Genomic DNA, 17267 nt, shown 5'->3' on the forward strand with positions numbered 1-17267 from the left:
GGGCACTCTGGAGAATAGCCATGTTCCCTATGCCCCTGATCGGCGTGACGGCTTGCCGGCAGACGCTCGGCAAATACGATTCCCATACCGTCGGCGACAAGTACGTCGAGGCGGCAGGCCACGCCGGGCTGCCGGTGGTACTGCCGGCGCGCAGCGTGCCGAGCGATCCGCAGGCGCTACTGGAGCACCTGGACGGCCTGCTGTTCACCGGCTCGCCGTCGAATGTCGAGCCCCATCACTACCACGGGCCCGCCAGTCTGGCCGGCACCCACCACGATGCCTCCCGTGACGCCTACACCCTGCCGCTGCTACGGCTGGCCATCGATCGCGGCATTCCGGTGTTCTGCATCTGCCGGGGCTTTCAGGAGCTCAACGTGGCCCTTGGCGGCAGCCTGCATCAACGCGTGCAGGAGTTGCCCGGCCATGACGATCACCGCGAGCCCCAGAGCGAGCTGCTGGCCGAGCAATACGCATCCAAGCATCCGGTCCAGGTGCCGCCGGGCGGGGTGTTCGAGCGCCTGGGGCTGCCGGCGAGCTTCCAGGTGAATTCGCTGCACAGCCAGGGCCTCGATCGGCTGGCCAGTGGGCTGCGCGTCGAGGCCCGGGCACCGGATGGTCTGGTGGAGGGTGTGTCGCTGGCGGACGCTCCCGGCTTCGTCGTCGGGGTGCAGTGGCATCCCGAGTGGAATTTCCGCGAGAACCCCGAATCCCTGACGCTGTTGAACGCGTTCCGTGACGCCTGCCAGCGCCATGCCGCGTCGCGTTAGGCACCTTGCCGCGCACGCCGGACTCTGAAAACAATTCCAACAGCAGGGCAGAGACGCATGACTGAACAGAGCAAGGGCGCACCTGTAGGCGCCCCGGGCAACACCGGGCCGGAAGCCCTGACCGACCCGTCCGCCAAGGGCCTGGCCGCGGGGTCCCTGGGCCTGCTCGCCTGTGTGGTGCTGGGCATTTCCACCATCGCCCCCGTCTACACCCTGACCGGGGCCCTGGGGCCGACCGTGCGCGAGGTGGGTGTCTATCTGCCCGCGGTCTTTATCGTCGGCTTCCTGCCGATGCTGCTGGTGGCCCTGGGATACCGCGAGCTGAATGCCGTCGACCCGGACAGCGGCACCTCCTTTACCTGGTCGACCCGGGCCTTCGGTCCCATGATCGGCTGGATCGGTGGCTGGGGGCTGGTGACGGCCACCACCATCGTCCTCTCCAATCTCGCCGGGGTGGCGGTGGACTTCTTCTATCTTTTCCTCGCCCAGCTCAGTGGCCGGGCGGAGCTGGCCGCGCTGTCGCAGAACCTGCTGGTGAACATCGTCACCTGCTGCGTGTTCATCGCCATCGCGGTCTGGATCAGCTGCCGTGGCATCGGCATGACCATGAGCATCCAGTACGGTCTGGTCGCCCTGCAACTGCTGGTGCTGGTCGGCTTTTCGCTGGCGGCCTTCAACGCCGCGCCGCAGGTGGCGCCGGTAGTCTTCCACCCCGAATGGTTCAACCCCTTCAACGTCGAGTCCTTTTCCGCCTTCGCCGCGGGCCTGTCGCTGTCGATCTTCATCTTCTGGGGCTGGGATGTCTGCCTGACGGTGAGCGAAGAATCCGTGGGCAGCCAGAAGGTGCCGGGGCGCGCAGCGACCGTCACGGTGCTGCTGATCCTGATGCTGTACCTGTTCACTGCGGCGGCGACCCTGCAATTCGCTGGTATCAGCGATTCGGGTCTGGGATTGGGCAATCCGGAGATCCAGGAAAACGTCTTTGCCCATCTGGCCGGACCGGTGATGGGACCGCTGGCGATCCTGATGTCCATCGCCGTGCTGGCCAGCACCGCGGCCTCCCTGCAATCCACCTTCATCTCGCCAGCTCGCACCCTGTTGGCGATGGGGCACTACGGTGCGGTCTCTCGCCGCTTCGCCCACATCTGCCCGCGCTCGCGCACGCCGCGCTACGCCACCATCGCCGCCGGCATCGCCACCGCCACCTTCTATGTGGTGATGCGCACCCTCAGCGACAACGTCCTGGCAGACACCATCACCGCTCTGGGCATGATGATCTGCTTCTACTACTCGCTGACGGCCTATGCCTGCGTCTGGTACTTCCGCCGCAGTCTGTTCGGCAGTCTGCGCCACGCCTTGCTGCGCGGCCTGTGCCCGCTGCTCGGCGCGCTCATCCTCTCGGTGATCTTCTGGCAGACCGCTGTCGCCAGCCTGTCACCGGACTTCGGTAGCGGCTCGCACCTGGGCGGTATCGGTCTGGTGTTCATCATCGCCGTGGTGATCCTGCTGCTGGGCCTGGTGCTGATGCTGTTCACCCGCTGGCGCGCCCCGGCGTTCTTTCAGGGCGCCACGCTGGAAGCGCTGCCGCATCAGGGCTGAGCCGGGCCTGCTGCCTCCCGTCTGCGACGTTCCTATTCAGCAGACGGGATGGTCAGGTTGGACGCTACTGCCTCTTGCGGCGGGGAAGGGTGGCTAGTGGCCCAGAACCGGCGCGCCGGTCGCGCGGGCACCAGCGGGAAAGCCGTGGTGACGCGCCGCCGTCGCGATGGCGAGGGCGGCCAGCGACAGCACCAGCACGGCCCAGATCAGGGCCTGTGGGCCCGCCGTTTCCAGCAGCACGCCGCCCAGAACGCCGGCACCGGCGATGGCACTGTTCCAGGTCACCACGTTCATCGCCAGCGCCGCGTCCGCGCCTGCGCCCGCCGTGTCGGCCAGGGCGGTCTGTAGCAGGGTGGCGGCGCCGCCAAACGTCAGGCCCCAGACGAAGATCCCCAGGTACTGCGCCGTCGCGGAGTCGTGGCTCAGGCCCAGGATCACGGCGATCGAGGCGAAGGTGGCCAGACTGATCAGGACGGCCCGACGCAGACTGTGATCGACGATGCGGCCGGTTATCCAGATGCCCAGCAGCGAGGCAGCACCAAACGTCAGCAGTACCAGATCGACTCGGTCACCGAGCCCCGACTGGGCGACGAAGGGGGCGATGTAGGTGTAGAGAACGTTGTGGGCCAGCATCCAGGTAAAGACCACGGCGAGAATGGCGCGGATACCGGGCGTGGCGAGCACTTGGCGAAGCGGTAGCCGCTGGCCTTCCGTTTGCCCGGGATAGTCGGGCACCTTCGCCACGACCCAGACGATCAGGCCGAGTGTGAGTGCGGACATGGTGGCGAAAGCCAGTCGCCATCCCAGCAGACCGCCCAGCCAGGTGCCCAGGGGGACGCCCAGGGACAGGGCAATGGGCGTGCCGATCATCGCCATGGCCATCGCCTTTCCCTGCAAGCGCGGCGCCACCATGCGCCGGGCATAGCCGGCCAGCAGGCTCCAGGCGAGCCCGGCCGCGGCCCCCGCCGCGAAGCGCGCGACCAATGTCAGGAGGTAGTGGGTCGAGAGCGCGGTGAGGGTATTGAACAGCAGGAATCCCAGGATGGTGGCGAGCAGCACGCGCCGTCGCCGCCAGTGAGCCGTCGCCATGGTGAGGGGAATCGCGGCCACCAGCGAGCCGGCGGCATAGGCGGTCACCGATTGTCCGGCCAGGGCGTTCGATACCCCGAGTCCCTGGGCTATCTCGGGGAGCAGCCCAGCGGGCAGGGTCTCGGTCATGATGCAGATGAAACCGGTCATCGCCAGCGCCAGTAGTGCCGCCACGGGTAGGCGTTCGGGATCGGGTGTCGAGGTCACGGGAAGATTCCTTAGATATGTATCGGTCGGTACATATCTAAGCAGCCGCGGCTTCGCGTGGTCAATGATTTTTGTATCGGTTAGTATATAAAGCAGGCAAGACAGGAGATTCGCTATGGCTCAACTGGGACGTCCGCGGTCGTTCGATCGTACTCAGGCTATTGACGAGGCCATGCTGTTGTTCTGGCGCTACGGCTATGAGGCCACCTCGCTGAATCGGCTGAAAGCGGCGATCGGAGGCGGTATCACGGCGCCCAGCTTCTACGCCGCCTTCGGTTCGAAAGAGGCGCTGTTCAAGGAGGTAGTCGCCCGCTACATGGAAACCCATGGCCGGGTGAATGATCCCCTGTTCGACGAGGCCCTGGCGCCCCGGGAGGCGATCGCCTCGGCCCTCAGGCGGTCCGCGCGGATGCAGTGTGACGAGCAGTTGCCCAAGGGTTGCCTGGTGGCGCTCGGCACCCTGGGCTCCTATGCGGAAGAAGACTCCAGCATTCCACTGCCGCTGCGCGAAGCCCGCGCCCGGATCCGCAAGGGCCTGTTGGCGTGCGTCAGCCGCGGTATCGCCCGTGGCGACCTCGCGGAAGGCACCGACGCTCGCGCCCTGGCGACAGTGTTCGAAGGCTTGCTGCTGGGCATCTCACCCCTGGCGCGGGATGGGGTGGCGTTGGCCGTCATCGAGGGCGCCATCGCCCAGGTGATGACGCTATGGGATGGCAACGCGCGCTCGACCGCAACAGGTCGACCAGACGCCTGATAGCCGTTGCGGATCAGGCGGATGCCTCTGGTCGATTAGCTGAAACGCACCTGGCCAATGTCATAGATACCTCGTGTCGCCCCTGGGAGAGACGACACCCGCACCCTCATCCCACCAGCGGCGGCGTCCGTGGCGGCACCACTCGCTTCGAACCGGTGGCCTCGTAGGCGGCGGCGAGCCTGAGGAGATTCGAGTCGTCATAGGCCCGCCCGGCAAAGGTCAGGCCCACCGGCATGCCGATGTCGCTCATCACGCCCATGGGTACGGTAACGGTCGGTACGCCCAGGTGGCGAATGGCGAGGTTGCCATTGGCGACCCAGACGCCGTTGCTCCAGGCGATGTCGGCGGAGGCGGGATTGATCTCGGCATCGGCTGGCGCCACGTCGGCCACGGTGGGGAAGAGCACGGCGTCCAGGCCCTGGGCCTGCAGCCAGTCCTCCAGGTCGATCCTGCGCGTGTGTTCAAGACCGCGCAGGCCGTCGGCAAGGGTGGCGATCTCATCCCAGGCTTTCAGACCTCGCTCGGCCATGCGCACGTACTCGGCCATCCCGGCGGCCAGGTCGCCCTCGCGATTGGGCAGGGTGCCGGGTTCGTGGGGAAAGATCAGCTCGCCTTCGACGTCCACCAGCCGGTTCAGGTTGGGGTCATTGTTGTCGCGCAGGAAGGTGTCGAACCCCCAGGCGGAGAGATCCCAGAGTTCATCATGGAGAAACGCCTGGGAGACGATGCCACGGTTGAACACCGTCGGCGCGCCGGGGCGGTCGCCTTCGCAGTTGGAGACCAGAGGGAAATCCACCTCGACCACCGTGGCCCCGGCCGCTTCCAGGACCGCGCGCGCCTGTTCCCAGAGCGCGATGACCGAATCGCGGGTATGGATGCGCTGACCGGTTGGGCCGCCGATGCCAGGATTCTCGCTGGTGCCGGCGTCCGGATCACGGTTGATGAACATGCGCGGCACGCCAAGGCGCTTGCCGGCCAGGGCGCTGGTATCGACGGCGAGGTCGCCATAGCGGGCCGGGCGGACCTCCGAGGCCTTGGGCAGTGGCACCCAGGGCTGCAGGCGCCAGAGGTCGCCGGAGGTATCGGGATCGTCCGCCACCACCACGTCGAGCACTTCCAGCAGATCGGCCATGGTGCGGGCATAGGGCACCACCACGTCCATGGTCGGCGTCAGCGGCCAGTTGCCGCGCACCGAGATGACCCCGCGCGAGGGGGTGTAGGCGCAGAGACCATTGTTGGAGGCTGGCCCGCGTCCGCTGGACCAGGTTTCCTCGGCCAGGCCGAAGGCGGCGAAGCTGGCCGCGGTGGCGGTACCGGCGCCGTTGGACGAGCCGGAGGCGAAGGGCGCGGTGAGGTAGCCGGCGTTGTAGGGGCTTTCGGCGCGCCCGTAGACGCCACGCTGCATGCCGCCGTTGGCCATGGGCGGCATGTTGGTCTTGCCCAGGCAGATGGCGCCAGCGGCGCGCAGCCGTTCGATGGTGAAGGCGTCGCGCTGGGCGACCAGCTCCTTGAACGCCGGACTGCCGGAGGCGGCGGTCAGCCCCTTCACCAGATAGCTGTCCTTGGCGGTGTAGGGGATGCCATCCAGCGGCCCCAGGCTCTCACCCCGGGCGCGGCGGCGGTCGGACTCGGCAGCTTCGGCCAGGGTGTCGGGATTGCGCACCACCACGGCATTGAGCGCGGTGGCGCTGGTGGGGGGGTCGTAGGCATCGATACGGGCCAGGTAGGCCTCGACCAGCTGCACCGCAGTGGTCTGGCCGGTTTCGAGTGCGCGACGCAACTCGGCGATGGAGCGTTCGGTAACTTCGATCATGGTGGGGTCGCCGTTGAGGATTCCGCTATACGGGAACGGCTGCTGACAGCCATCCCGGAAGAAAAAAGCACCGGTGCAGTGTACACCCGAAGCTTGCGGGGTTTTGATTGCGTACACGCATGGACGCCTTGCCGGACCGCCCATGCGGGGCGGCCGGTCGAGCTCTATCATGGGAAGGATTGCCGGGGTTCGGCGCTGCCGGGCCGATCCCTTTCCTTGGAGTCAATGATGCTGCAACGCCTATACAACGAGCGGACGGTCCTGCGCTGCTCCATCTTCGCCACGGTGCTCGTCGCGCTGGTGGGCATCGCCTTCGGGGTGCATTCCGGCTCCTACGCCATCGTCTTCGATGGCTTCTACTCGCTGATCGATGCGCTCATGAGCGGCATGGCCCTGCTGGTGGCCATGCTCATCCATCGACACGGCCTGGAGCTGGAGGGTGATCGCAAGCTCGCCGAGCGTTTCAACATGGGCTTCTGGCACCTGGAGCCCATGGTGCTGGCCCTGAACGGCAGCGTGCTGTGCATCGTCGCCTGCTATGCGCTGGTCAATTCGATCATCAGCCTGATGAGTGGCGGCAAGGAGCTGGAATTCGGCGTGGCACTGCTCTATGCGCTGGTGGCCGCGCTGGTCTGCTACGGCGTGGCGGCGCTGGAGCTGCGTATGAATCGGCAGATCCAGTCCGACTTCCTCAAGCTCGACATCAAGAGCTGGATCATGTCGGGCAGCATTTCCGCGGCCCTGGTGCTGGCCTTCCTGGTTGGCGCCCTGGCCCAGGGGACGGCCTATGCCTGGATCACGCCCTATATCGACCCCATGGTGCTGTCGATCATCTGCGTGCTGATCATCCCCGTTCCCTTCAAGACCGTCTGGCAGGCCTTCGCCGAGATCCTCATGGTGACTCCGCCGCAGCTCAAGCAGCAGGTCGATGAGGTTGCTCGCGGGATGGTCGCGCAGTTCGGTTTCCTCGACTACCGCGCCTATGTGGCCAAGGTCGGACGGGCGCGGCAGATCGAGCTGTACTTCATCGTGCCGGTCGGCTGGCCGGCCAAGACCCTGGACGAGTGGGACGCCATCCGTGACCAGATCGGCGAGGCCATCGGTGGCGAAGGCCCGGATCGCTGGCTGACCATCGCCTTCACCACCGATCCGGCCTGGTCGCGCTAGCGCCGCCTGGCTATCGCGGGGTGCACAGGCGCTCGACGTCCGCCGCAAGCTGCTGGAGGACGACACGGTCCTCGGCCTGGCCGAGACTGGCCTCCGCCCGGGAGAGGGCCAGGCGGGAATGCCGCAGGCACTCGCGCCTGATGCGTGCATCGCCCTGAACCGCCAGGCGGGCGAGTGACTTCTGCAGGCGCATGCCCACTTCCACCAGGGGCGCGGCGTCGCGGCCCACGGGCAGGAAGAAATCGTCGAACAGGTCGTCCAGCGACAGTTCCGGCACCTCGATCTGCGGATAGCGAGGCTCGACCGGGTCGCGGGCGACGGTGAGTTCGGTCAGCAACCGTTGGGCACGGCCCAGGATGGCGATGGCGGTACCCGAGTCGCTGCGCGACGGTACCAGGGCCCCGGTGGCGATCTCGCCCAGGACCGTGAGCCCGAAGCGCGGATCCTGGTCATGTACACGCCGCGCATCCAGGCTGAAGGCCGTCCGTAGCTGGTCATCCTTGTCGGGTGGCAGGCCTTCGATCCAGAGCAGCGGCTGCGCCGGATCGAGAAAGGCGCCGGGCAGGGCGGCCAGACGCAGGCGGCCCCGCTTGCCGCAGAGGTCGGCCAGCAGAGACATGTCCACCCGTTGCAAGTAACCCGTGCGATCGGCCATTACCGGTCGGCCGGGCGGCGGTTCGTCGACCGGCGCCGCGCGACCGCCGAGATAGGGATTCGCCAGCCAGCGCTTCAGGCTGTGCTGGGCGGCGGCTTCGATACTGTCGCTGGTGGCATCCAGCTGGCCCAGCCGCGAGAGATGATCGATCCAGCGCAGGAGCGTGAAGACGATCAGCAGGATCACCACCAGGGTCACGGTGAAAAGCACCACGCGGCCGTTGTCGCCATAGAGCCCGGTACTCAGGGCGATGATGCCCACCAGGCTGAACAGGAAAGAGCCGAGAAAGGTGGCCAGGGCGTTCTGCGTGGTGCTGTCTTCGAGCAGCAGTGGATAGGCGCGGGGCGTCACGCTGCTGGCAGCGGCGTTGTAGGCCGTCACCATGGTGCTCAGCGAGAAGGTGGTCACCGCCAGCATGCTGCTGGCGATGATGGTGAGGATCTTGTCAACGGCATCGGCACCGACCTTGGTCGGCAGGCCGGCCGGAATGTGGTCGCGCAGCAGCAGGGCGAGGAGGGCGGTCGCCACGCCGGCGACCGAGAAGAGCGTGGCGCGAAACCACAGGCGGCGCTGCAGGCCGCGCAGGACCCAGCCCAGTCGAGCCAGCATCAGCCTCAGCCCATCGTCTGGGGAACGGGAGTGGCGCGCAACTGGGCGAGGCGCTGGTCAGCCTGTTGCTGGAGTTTGTCGCGCATCTGCCGGGCGGCTTCGCGGGCGTCGCCGGATTTCAGCCCATTGCGGTCGGCATCGACGGTGGTCAGCACCGCACCGAGGGCGCCGTGCAGCAACCGGCCACCGGCCAGGGCATCGCTGCGCAGCGGTTCGATGGTGAGGGGCGTGGCAGTGACCGCGAGATCCAGCGCTTCCAGGCACAGCTGGGCGGTAGCGATGGGAATCTGCACGGCATTGGCCGCGGCCAGGTTGAGCGCCTGCTTGCGGCGCTCGCCTTCTTCGGTGGCACCGCTGGCCTGGCGATCGGCTTCCAGGTAGTTGGCGAAGGCCTGGACATCGGCGTCGGCGCAGGTGCTCAGGGCTTCCTGCAGCCGCTCGCCCAGGGCGATCAATTCGGCATGGCGGGTCACGGGCTGGCGCTGCTGGCTGAGCTTGAGGCCCTTGAGAATCAGCGCCACACCCAGGGACGCCGCCACACCGGCCACCGCGCCGCTACCAGGGGTTGGCAGGGTAGAGCCGGTACCGTCGCGGAATTGGGCGAGGGTCTGCTGCCAGAGAGTAGAGGTTTCGTTCATGCCAACCGCCTGCAAGCAAAGGGTAAGGGAATCGGTCATGACCGACCGGTAATAGGATCGTCCGAAACGGCCGAGGTTCGCTGGCTAAGTGCAATAAGCGACCGGTCCCCGGGCCGCCATCGTTCGATTCCTGTCGTACTGGCGAGGGGCCTTCAGGTATGGTGGGCTTGAAACAATAAGTTACAAGGAGCTTGATGTGGATCCTGCTGCGCTCGCCTGGGTCGCCCATGACACCCGGCTGATCTTCTGTTGCCTGGCCGCCATCCTGGCCATTGTCCTGCTCATCGCCGTCACCCGGCTGCCGCCCTTTCTGTCCATTCTCATCGGCACCTTCATCGCCGGCCTGGGCGCGGGGCTGCCCGCCGAGGCCGTCGCCAAGGCCTTCAGCAAGGGCGCCGGCAGCATCCTGGGCGAGGCCGGTATCATCATTGCCCTGGGCTCGATGCTGGGTGCCGTGATGGCCGAATCGGGCGCCGCCGATCGCATCGCCAGCACCCTGCTGGGGCTGGGCAAGGGCCGCAGCCTGCCATGGGTGATGGCCCTGGTGGCCATGGTGATCGGTTTGCCGCTGTTCTTCGAAGTCGGCCTGGTGCTGATGGTGCCCATCATCTTCGTCATGGCGCAGCGCTCGGGCCAGCCGCTGTTGCGCATCGCCATTCCGGCGCTGGCGGGCATGACCACCCTGCATGCCCTGTTGCCGCCACACCCCGGTCCGCTGATCGCGGTGGGGGCGCTGCATGCGGATCTCGGCCTGACCATGCTGCTAGGGCTGGTGATCGCCATCCCGGCGGTGATCCTGGCCGGGCCGCTGTATGGCGGCTGGCTGTCGCGACGCATGGTGATCGAACCGCCAGCCGCGCTGGGCGAGCTGTTCAGCGCCCGTGACCAGAGCGCGCAACAGCCGGGTTTTGGTCTGTCACTGCTGGTGATCCTGCTGCCAGTGCTGCTGATGCTGGGCAGTACCTTCGCCAAGGTCGCCCTCGACCCGCACAGCGGTCTGGCGGAAGGCCTGAAATTTCTCGGCGAACCCTTGATCGCCCTCGGTCTCGCGGTGCTGGCCGCCACTGTGCTGCTCGGTTGGGGCAGCGGCATGCCCCGCGAGCGGGTCGGCGGGGTACTGCGCAAGAGCCTGGCGCCCATCGCGGCCTTGCTGCTCACCATCGGCGCCGGCGGCGGCCTCAAGCAGACCCTGCTCGACGCCGGCGTCAGCCATACGGTGGCCAAGGTGGCCGAGGGCGCCCATCTGCCCTACATCCTGCTGGCTTGGCTGATCGCCGTGGCCCTGCGCCAGGCGACCGGCTCGGCAACGGTCGCCACCACCACCACGGCCGGTATCCTGGCGCCGGTGGTGGCAGGGCTCGCCGGTCCCCAGGCCTCGCTGATCGCCCTGGCCATCGGCGCCGGCTCGGTGTTCTTCTGCCACGTCAACGATGCCGGTTTCTGGATGGTGCGTGAATACTTCGGTCTGGAGCTCAAGCAGACGCTGTGGGTCTGGTCGGTGCTACAGACCCTGGTTTCCGTCACCGGCCTTGCGGGTACGCTATTGTTGTCGCTCTGGATCTGACGAACACCTGCCCATGCATAACGACTCCACCTCGAACCGGCCGCGGCGCCGCGATCTCTTCCTCGGCTTCTTCGGCCTGGGCATCACGGCCTTCGGTGGGGTGCTGCCGCTGGCGCGGCGCTACCTGGTGGAGAAGCGGCGCTGGCTGTCGGGGGAGGAGTTCACCGAGTTGCTCGGCCTCTGCCAGTTCCTGCCAGGCGGTAACATCATCAACCTTTCGGTGGCGGTGGGCATGAGATTCGCCGGCTGGAGCGGCGCCCTGGCCGCTGCCGCCGGGTTGCTGGTGGGGCCGACCCTGGTGGTGGTCGGCCTGGGCGTGCTCTACGACCGCTACCATGACGACCCCTTGGTGAGCCGCGCCTTCGCCGGTCTCGCGGCCGCGGCCGCCGGCCTGCTGGTAGCCATGGCGGTCAAGCTCATTCAACCCTTGCGCGGTCGCTGGCTGGCCCTGGGCATCGCCTGCCTGGCCTTCCTCGCTCTGGCGCTACTCAAGTTGCCGCTGCTCTGGACCATGCTGGTGCTCACCCCGATCAGCGTCCTGCTCGGCTATCGGCAGGGCCTATGAGCGCGACCCTGCTGGCCCTGGCGCTGATCTTTACCCAGCTCTCGCTGCTGGCCTTCGGCGGTGGCAACTCGGTGTTGCCGGAGATGCAGCGCCAGGTGGTGACGGTGCACGGCTGGATGAGCGCCGCCGACTTCGCCGCCCTGTTCGCTCTGGCCCAGGCGGCGCCCGGTCCCAACCTGATGATCGTCCCGCTGATCGGCTGGCACGTGGCCGGCTGGCCGGGTCTGCTGGTGACCTCCCTGGCCAAGTTCGTGCCGTCCTCGCTGCTGACGTTGGGCGTGCTGCACCTCTGGCAGCGCTTCGCCGACCGCCCCTGGCGTCGCCATCTGCAGGCCGGACTGGTGCCGGTCACCGTCGGCCTGGTAGCCGCCAGTGCCTGGCTGGTGGGCGTGAGCGTGGCCACCACGCCGCTGTGGGTGCTGATCCTGGCGGCGGGTGCTCTGGGGTCGCTATTTACCCGCTGGCATCCGCTGTGGCTGCTGGCCGGCGGGACACTGGTCGGGATAGTGTTTGGTAGCTGAGCCAAAAAAGCTGGGCAAGATCGTCTAGCCATCGACCCGAGGACATCACCTTGCAGCTAAGCCATCGGCCGGTCCAGGACAGTGACCTGCCCGCCCTATGCGAATTCTCCAAAAACCCCACGGAGCTGATGTTCTGGTTTCCCCGTGCCCACTTCCCGCTCACCCCGGTTCAGTTGCAGGCCGCCATCGCGGAGCGTCGCGACAGCCGCGTCGTGGTGGCGGGTGGGCGAGTGGTGGGATTTTCCAACTTCTGCAGGTGGGCGGATGAGGTGTATGCGATTGGCAATGCCGTCGTTGATCCCGCCTACCGGGGGCAGGGGGTCGGACGTTACCTGCTGAAGATGATGATAGAGCGCGCGTTCGAGACGCACGGCGCTCGTGAAGTGGTCCTTTCCTGTTTCAACGCAAACGTGGCGGGGCTACTGCTCTACCAAACCTTGGGCTTCACCCCCTATGCCATCGAAGAGCGACGTTCGGTTGCCAATGAGCGGGTGGCGCTGATTCATCTCAGACTGCCACGGCCTCGCCGGTGATCACCCGTCCCCAGAATCCCTCGCTGCGCGAACTGCTGTTCACGGTACGCGGGTCCATCGTCCAGGCCATCTGGCGCAAGCTCCTCTACGTGGTGCTGCTGAGCCTGGCGGTGACCCTCAGCCATGGCGTCATCCTCCGCTTCGACTTTGGCCTGACGACCACGCCGCTGACCCTCTGGGGTCTGACCCTGGCGATCTTCCTCGGCTTTCGCAACACCACGGCCTACCAGCGCTTCTGGGAGGCGCGCGGCCTGTGGGGCGAGCTGCTGATCGCCGGACGCAATCTGGCGCGCCAGGTCGAGACCTTGCTACCCGGCCTGAACGCGGCCGAGCGCCGCCAGCTGCTGGCTCCACTGTTGGCCTTCGGTTATGCGCTGCGTGATCACCTGCGTCGGGAAGCACCGTCTGCTGATCTGCAGCGCTTGCTGGCGGGGGAGCAAACCCTGCTCGCGGCCCCTCACCGACCCAGTGCGCTGATCCACCGACTTGGCACGACGCTGGTTGCCCGCGCGCGACAGGAAGGGCTCGGTGACCCTCTGATCGCCAACGTCGATAACCAGCTGGACCGGCTGACCACGGTGCTCAGCGGCTGCGAGCGCATCCGCCAGACCCCCATTCCCTATCCCTACATCCTGATGCTGCACCGGGTGGTGCACGTCTATTGTTTCCTGCTGCCGTTCTGTCTGGTGGACAGCCTGGGCTGGTTCACGCCCCTGGCGGTGCTGGTGCTGGCCTATACCTTCTTCGGCCTGGACGCCCTGGGCGACCAGATCGCCGACCCTTTCGGCACCCAGCCCAACCATTTGCCGCTGGACGCCTTGAGTCGTGGTCTGGAAATCGCCGTGCTGGATCTGCTGGGCGAGCCCACCCCCGAGCCGATCCGGGCGGAGGAGGGGTTGTTGCGGTAAGGCGCGAAGATTCGCGTTGATGCGATCGCGGCCATGGGCCGCTCCTACAGCAGAGGTGTATCTGTAGGAGCGGCCCATGGCCGCGATCAGAGTCTGCCTCAGGGTGGCCGCATCGGCGGATCACCCTGGCCATGGCCGCGCCTTGCCTTGCTGTCAGGTGTCTTGAGCTTCTTTCGCTCTCCGCCGCGGACGCCTGACCAACTCCCCGCGACAATTCGGACACTGCTCCTGCAGTGGGCCAGCCGCGCACTCCACGCAAAAGGTGCATTCATAGGAGCAGATCACCGCGCCCTCGCTTTCCATCGACAGGGCCTTGGCACAGTGTTCACACGAGGTACGCATTTCAAGCATGGCTGTCTCTTCCTGATCAGGCGCCGAAGCGCGCCGCATAGTCCTGGGGGCTGACCGCCAGGTGTTTGTGAAAGGTGCGCCGGAGATTTTCCGGATGGCCGAAGCCACACAGGCGCGAGACCGTGGCGATGGAGGCCTGGCCGTCCTGCAGCAGTACTCGCGCGGTCTCCAGCCGGACCTGCTCGACATAGCGGCCCGGGCCCATGCCCACCTCGCGACTGAACAGCCGCGACAGGGTGCGGGGCGCCATATGGGCGCGTTCGGCCAGGCGTTCCAGCCCGAGGTCTTCACCCAGGTGCCCAGGAATCCAGTCGAGCAGAGCCGCCAGGCGCGGCGTCCGCCCCGGATCGGGCGCCAGGCAGGCACTGAATTGCGCCTGGCCGCCGGGGCGCCGCAGAAACATCACCAGCCGGCGCGCCACTGCCAGGGCCAGAGGTCGTCCCAGATCGGCCTCTACCAGCGCCAGGGCCAGGTCGATGCCGGCGGTGACGCCGGCCGAGGTGAAGACGTGAGGGTCGCCATCACGCCCCAGCGGGTCATAGGTGTGCAATCGGTCGCCCTGTACCTCGATGGCAGGAAAGGCCGCGAGCTCGTCGACATAGGCCCAGTGGGTGGTGGCACGGCGGCCGTCCAGCAGACCGGCACTGGCCAGGAGCAGGGCGCCGGAACACACTGAGCCGACCCGTCGCACCCGGGGTTCCAGGTCGCGCAGCCAGGCCTGCAGGCCGGCATCCAGACGCAGCGTCTCGATGCCTATGCCACCGGGGATCAGCAGGGTATCCACCTCGCTCACCTCTAGGTCATACCAGCCCTGTTCGGCCTGGATGCCGATGCCGGCCGACGTCCTGACCAAGCCCTCGGCGGCACCCAGCAGGCGCAGCTGATAGTAGGCGGGCAGACCCTGGCGTTCCCGTTCCAGGTTGGCCGAGGCAAATACCTGCAGCGGGCCGGTGACGTCCAGGCTCATGACGTCGGGGTAGAGCAGCGCAGCGATCAGCGGCATGGATGGCTCTCCGTAGCGGTTTGGCAAGCATGCCTTGGCGTCCATGTAGGCGACAAGGTCAAGGACCCCACGGATCTCGCCATCCGGTGGCAGGTTGGATTTGGCGTGACCCGCGCCCGGCCTTATCATCGCCGCCCATGAACTACACCGATCCCAAGCAACTGGCGCCCCTGCTGGAAGCCATCCTGCTCGCTGCCGGCCGACCCCTGACCCTGGAGCGCCTGGCCGAACTCTTCGAAGAGTACGAACGTCCCGAGCCCGCGCATCTGCGCGCCGGCCTCGCCGTGCTCGGCGGCTCCTGTCGCAAGCGCGGCTTCGAACTCAAGGAAGTGGCCTCCGGCTACCGCCTGCAGGTACGCGAGAAGTACGCGCCCTGGGTCGGACGCCTCTGGGAGGAGCGCCCGCCGCGCTATTCCCGGGCCATGCTCGAGACCCTGGCGCTGATCGCCTATCGCCAGCCGATCACCCGTGGCGAGATCGAAGAGGTGCGCGGCGTGGCGGTCAACAGCCAGATCGTCAAGACGCTGCTGGAGCGCGACTGGATCCGTGTGGTGGGCTATCGCGACGTGCCCGGCCGTCCGGCCATGTTCGCCACCACCAAGACCTTTCTCGACTACTTCGACCTGCGCAGCCTCGATCAGCTGCCGCCCCTGGCCGAGGTCCGCCAGCTGGAACCCGAGCCGGCCTCGGTGCTGGAAGACCCCGAGCTGAGCCTGGCGGCGCTGGGGGTAGGGGAGCCGGAGGAAGAAGAGGACACCCTGGTGATTCCCGAGCGCACCAGCTTTCGCACCCTGCTTACCGAGCTGGACGCCATGGAAACCGGTCTCAAGACCGATTTCGACGACCTGCGCCAGGCGGCGGACGAGGAGGATGAGGGTTGAGTCAGGCCTGTTGGGCTTCGCGCTGCTCAACCCAACCTACCCGCTGAACCGCCCTTTTCCGCGTAAGGACCACCTCGCTCGAACAGCTCCCTCTCCCTCAGGGAGAGGGTTGGGGTGAGGGCACGCTTCACGATGAATGCCAAGCGGAAAAGGCTGCGCCGTTTTCCACGCTACGGTGCTCCCCTGACTACGGAAGATCACACCTCGCTCGAATAACCCCCTCTCCCTAGGGGAGAGGGCCGGGGTGAGGGCACGCTCAGGGTGAATGCCCAAGCGGAAAAGGCTGCGCCGTTTTCCATGCTACGGTTTTCTAGTTATCTGATGCGTATCGCGGGCATGGCGTTGCGCCGTAGCGACCGCTCCTACAGCAGCCGGATCTTCTGTAGGAGCGGCCCATGGCCGCGATAAAGACAGTTGCCCTTATCTTCGGAACTCCCCGAAGGAGCCGCCACATCTGTGGACCGACCTTGCCGCAACTGAAAACGAAAAAAGCGCCCGAAGGCGCCTTTTTTCCATCAGGTCCTACAGATCTCAGGCCGGTGCGTTGACCAGCGCCTTGCAGGTATCGAGCATACGGTTGGAGAAGCCCCACTCGTTGTCGTACCAGGCCATGATCTTCACCAGCTTGCCGCTCACCTTGGTGTGGTTGGCGTCGAAGATCGACGACAGGCGGTTGTGGTTGAAGTCGATGGAGACCAGCGGCTTGTCGTTATAGCCCAGCACCGGCGAGGCTTCGGCCGCCGCCTTCATGAAGGCGTTGATGGTCTTGGCGTCGGTTTCCTTGGCGGTCAGGATGGTCAAATCGACCAGCGACACGTTGATGGTCGGTACGCGCACCGCCATGCCGCTAAACTTGCCTTGCAGCTCCGGCAATACCAGGCCCACAGCCTCGGCGGCACCGGTCTTGGTCGGAATCATCGACTGGGTGGCCGAACGCGCCCGGAAGGGGTCGGAGTGGTAGACGTCCGACAGGTTCTGGTCGTTGGTGTAGGCATGGATGGTGGTCATCAGACCATTCTCGATGCCCAACTCGCGCTGCAGCACCTGGGCGACGGGCGCCAGGCAGTTGGTGGTGCAGGAGGCGTTGGAGATGATCTGGTGCGACTGACGCAGGATGTTGTCGTTGACGCCATAGACGATGGTGGCGTCCACCTCTTTGCCCGGTGCCGAGATGATCACCTTGGAGGCGCCTGCTTCCAGATGGGCGGCGGCCTTGTCGCGGTTGGTGAAGAGACCGGTGCACTCGAACACCACGTCGACCTTCAGGTCCTTCCACGGCAGCTCGGCCGGGTTGCGGATGGCCGTCACGGCGATGCGATCGCCATTGACCACCAGCTTGTCGCCCTCGACGGACACCTCGGCAGGGAAGCGGTCATGAACGCTGTCATACTGTAGGAGATGCGCATTGATGGCGGCGTCGCCCAGGTCGTTGATCGCGACGACCTCCAGGTCCTGGCGATAGCCTTCGGTATACAGCGCCCGCAGCACGTTGCGGCCGATGCGTCCAAAACCATTGATGGCAATACGAATACTCATTGAGAGAAACCTCGCGATAGCTGGGTTTTGTTGTAAAAAACATTACACATGACGCGTGCTAAGCGGAATAATAGCGCCAATTTGGCTGTGAATGTTTTAAATAACAA

Annotated in this window: 17 protein-coding genes; 10 read left to right on the forward strand and 7 right to left on the reverse strand. The window is 66.3% G+C overall.

The genetic code is table 11. The features are described 5' to 3' along the window. Positions 1-20 precede the first annotated feature (20 nt). Both ACUCV0_RS09510 and ACUCV0_RS09515 read left to right on the forward strand, forming a co-directional pair. Positions 21-767 carry a gamma-glutamyl-gamma-aminobutyrate hydrolase family protein gene (locus ACUCV0_RS09510; RefSeq protein WP_313647323.1) on the forward strand — a complete coding sequence of 249 codons (747 nt, stop codon included), beginning with the start codon at positions 21-23 and terminating at the stop codon, positions 765-767. Positions 768-824: 57 nt separating this feature from the next. Further along, complete coding sequence (locus ACUCV0_RS09515; protein WP_313647324.1) at positions 825-2366, forward strand: APC family permease; 1542 nt, start codon at positions 825-827, stop codon at positions 2364-2366. A 93-nt stretch (positions 2367-2459) separates the two neighbouring features. Here ACUCV0_RS09515 and ACUCV0_RS09520 read toward each other — a convergent pair whose 3' ends face one another. After that, a complete protein-coding gene (locus ACUCV0_RS09520; protein ID WP_313647325.1) occupies positions 2460-3605 on the reverse strand; it encodes an MFS transporter in 1146 nt (381 codons plus the stop codon). 172 nt (positions 3606-3777) lie between these two features. Between ACUCV0_RS09520 and ACUCV0_RS09525 the strand changes: the two genes are divergently transcribed. Beyond that, positions 3778-4416 (forward strand): TetR/AcrR family transcriptional regulator, encoded by a 639-nt coding sequence (locus ACUCV0_RS09525; protein WP_313647326.1) that lies wholly within the window; start codon positions 3778-3780, stop codon positions 4414-4416. Between the two features lie 106 nt (positions 4417-4522). Here ACUCV0_RS09525 and ACUCV0_RS09530 read toward each other — a convergent pair whose 3' ends face one another. Beyond that, positions 4523-6229 carry an amidase gene (locus tag ACUCV0_RS09530; RefSeq protein ID WP_482212530.1) on the reverse strand — a complete coding sequence of 569 codons (1707 nt, stop codon included), beginning with the start codon at positions 6227-6229 and terminating at the stop codon, positions 4523-4525. 228 nt (positions 6230-6457) lie between these two features. Here ACUCV0_RS09530 and ACUCV0_RS09535 point away from each other — a divergent pair, with 228 nt between their 5' ends. Next, positions 6458-7396 carry a cation diffusion facilitator family transporter gene (locus ACUCV0_RS09535; RefSeq protein ID WP_313647328.1) on the forward strand — a complete coding sequence of 313 codons (939 nt, stop codon included), beginning with the start codon at positions 6458-6460 and terminating at the stop codon, positions 7394-7396. Between the two features lie 10 nt (positions 7397-7406). Here the strand turns inward: ACUCV0_RS09535 and ACUCV0_RS09540 are convergent, their stop codons facing one another. After that, the gene (locus tag ACUCV0_RS09540; protein ID WP_313647329.1) at positions 7407-8660 is read right to left on the reverse strand and encodes a DUF2254 family protein; all 1254 of its coding nucleotides are present in this window, start codon (positions 8658-8660) and stop codon (positions 7407-7409) included. Between the two features lie 5 nt (positions 8661-8665). After that, complete coding sequence (locus tag ACUCV0_RS09545; protein ID WP_059315206.1) at positions 8666-9298, reverse strand: cyclodeaminase/cyclohydrolase family protein; 633 nt, start codon at positions 9296-9298, stop codon at positions 8666-8668. Positions 9299-9494: 196 nt separating this feature from the next. Between ACUCV0_RS09545 and ACUCV0_RS09550 the strand changes: the two genes are divergently transcribed. The 5 genes from ACUCV0_RS09550 to ACUCV0_RS09570 are packed head-to-tail and all read left to right on the forward strand — an operon-like array spanning position 9495 to position 13389. Next, positions 9495-10862 carry a GntT/GntP/DsdX family permease gene (locus ACUCV0_RS09550; protein ID WP_482212531.1) on the forward strand — a complete coding sequence of 456 codons (1368 nt, stop codon included), beginning with the start codon at positions 9495-9497 and terminating at the stop codon, positions 10860-10862. Between the two features lie 13 nt (positions 10863-10875). After that, positions 10876-11427 carry a chromate transporter gene (locus ACUCV0_RS09555; protein WP_482212532.1) on the forward strand — a complete coding sequence of 184 codons (552 nt, stop codon included), beginning with the start codon at positions 10876-10878 and terminating at the stop codon, positions 11425-11427. Beyond that, positions 11424-11948, forward strand: coding sequence for a chromate transporter (locus ACUCV0_RS09560; protein WP_059315203.1), 525 nt, complete (start codon positions 11424-11426; stop codon positions 11946-11948). The genes ACUCV0_RS09555 and ACUCV0_RS09560 overlap by 4 nt, the downstream gene beginning before the upstream one ends. A 50-nt stretch (positions 11949-11998) precedes the next feature. Further along, the gene (locus ACUCV0_RS09565) at positions 11999-12481 is read left to right on the forward strand and encodes a GNAT family N-acetyltransferase (RefSeq protein WP_313647332.1); all 483 of its coding nucleotides are present in this window, start codon (positions 11999-12001) and stop codon (positions 12479-12481) included. Beyond that, positions 12478-13389 carry a bestrophin family protein gene (locus ACUCV0_RS09570; RefSeq protein WP_313647333.1) on the forward strand — a complete coding sequence of 304 codons (912 nt, stop codon included), beginning with the start codon at positions 12478-12480 and terminating at the stop codon, positions 13387-13389. The genes ACUCV0_RS09565 and ACUCV0_RS09570 overlap by 4 nt, the downstream gene beginning before the upstream one ends. Positions 13390-13542: 153 nt before the next feature. On the opposite strand, the gene ACUCV0_RS09575 is transcribed toward ACUCV0_RS09570, so the two are convergent. Both ACUCV0_RS09575 and ACUCV0_RS09580 read right to left on the reverse strand, forming a co-directional pair. Further along, the gene (locus ACUCV0_RS09575) at positions 13543-13779 is read right to left on the reverse strand and encodes a DUF1272 domain-containing protein (RefSeq protein ID WP_313647334.1); all 237 of its coding nucleotides are present in this window, start codon (positions 13777-13779) and stop codon (positions 13543-13545) included. After that, on the reverse strand, positions 13757-14743 hold the full coding sequence (locus ACUCV0_RS09580; RefSeq protein WP_313647335.1) for a DJ-1/PfpI family protein: 987 nt from the start codon (positions 14741-14743) through the stop codon (positions 13757-13759). Before ACUCV0_RS09580 ends, ACUCV0_RS09575 begins: the two co-directional genes overlap by 23 nt. 137 nt (positions 14744-14880) lie before the next feature. On the opposite strand from ACUCV0_RS09580, the gene scpB reads away from it, so the two are divergent. After that, entirely contained in the window at positions 14881-15624 is a 744-nt protein-coding gene (gene scpB / locus ACUCV0_RS09585; RefSeq protein WP_271655134.1) for an SMC-Scp complex subunit ScpB, read from the forward strand. A gap of 531 nt (positions 15625-16155) precedes the next feature. Here scpB and gap read toward each other — a convergent pair. Beyond that, entirely contained in the window at positions 16156-17160 is a 1005-nt protein-coding gene (gene gap, locus ACUCV0_RS09590) for a type I glyceraldehyde-3-phosphate dehydrogenase (RefSeq protein WP_313647336.1), read from the reverse strand. Positions 17161-17267 lie beyond the last annotated feature (107 nt).

The organism is Pseudomonas sp. VMV1 (assembly GCF_056790235.1).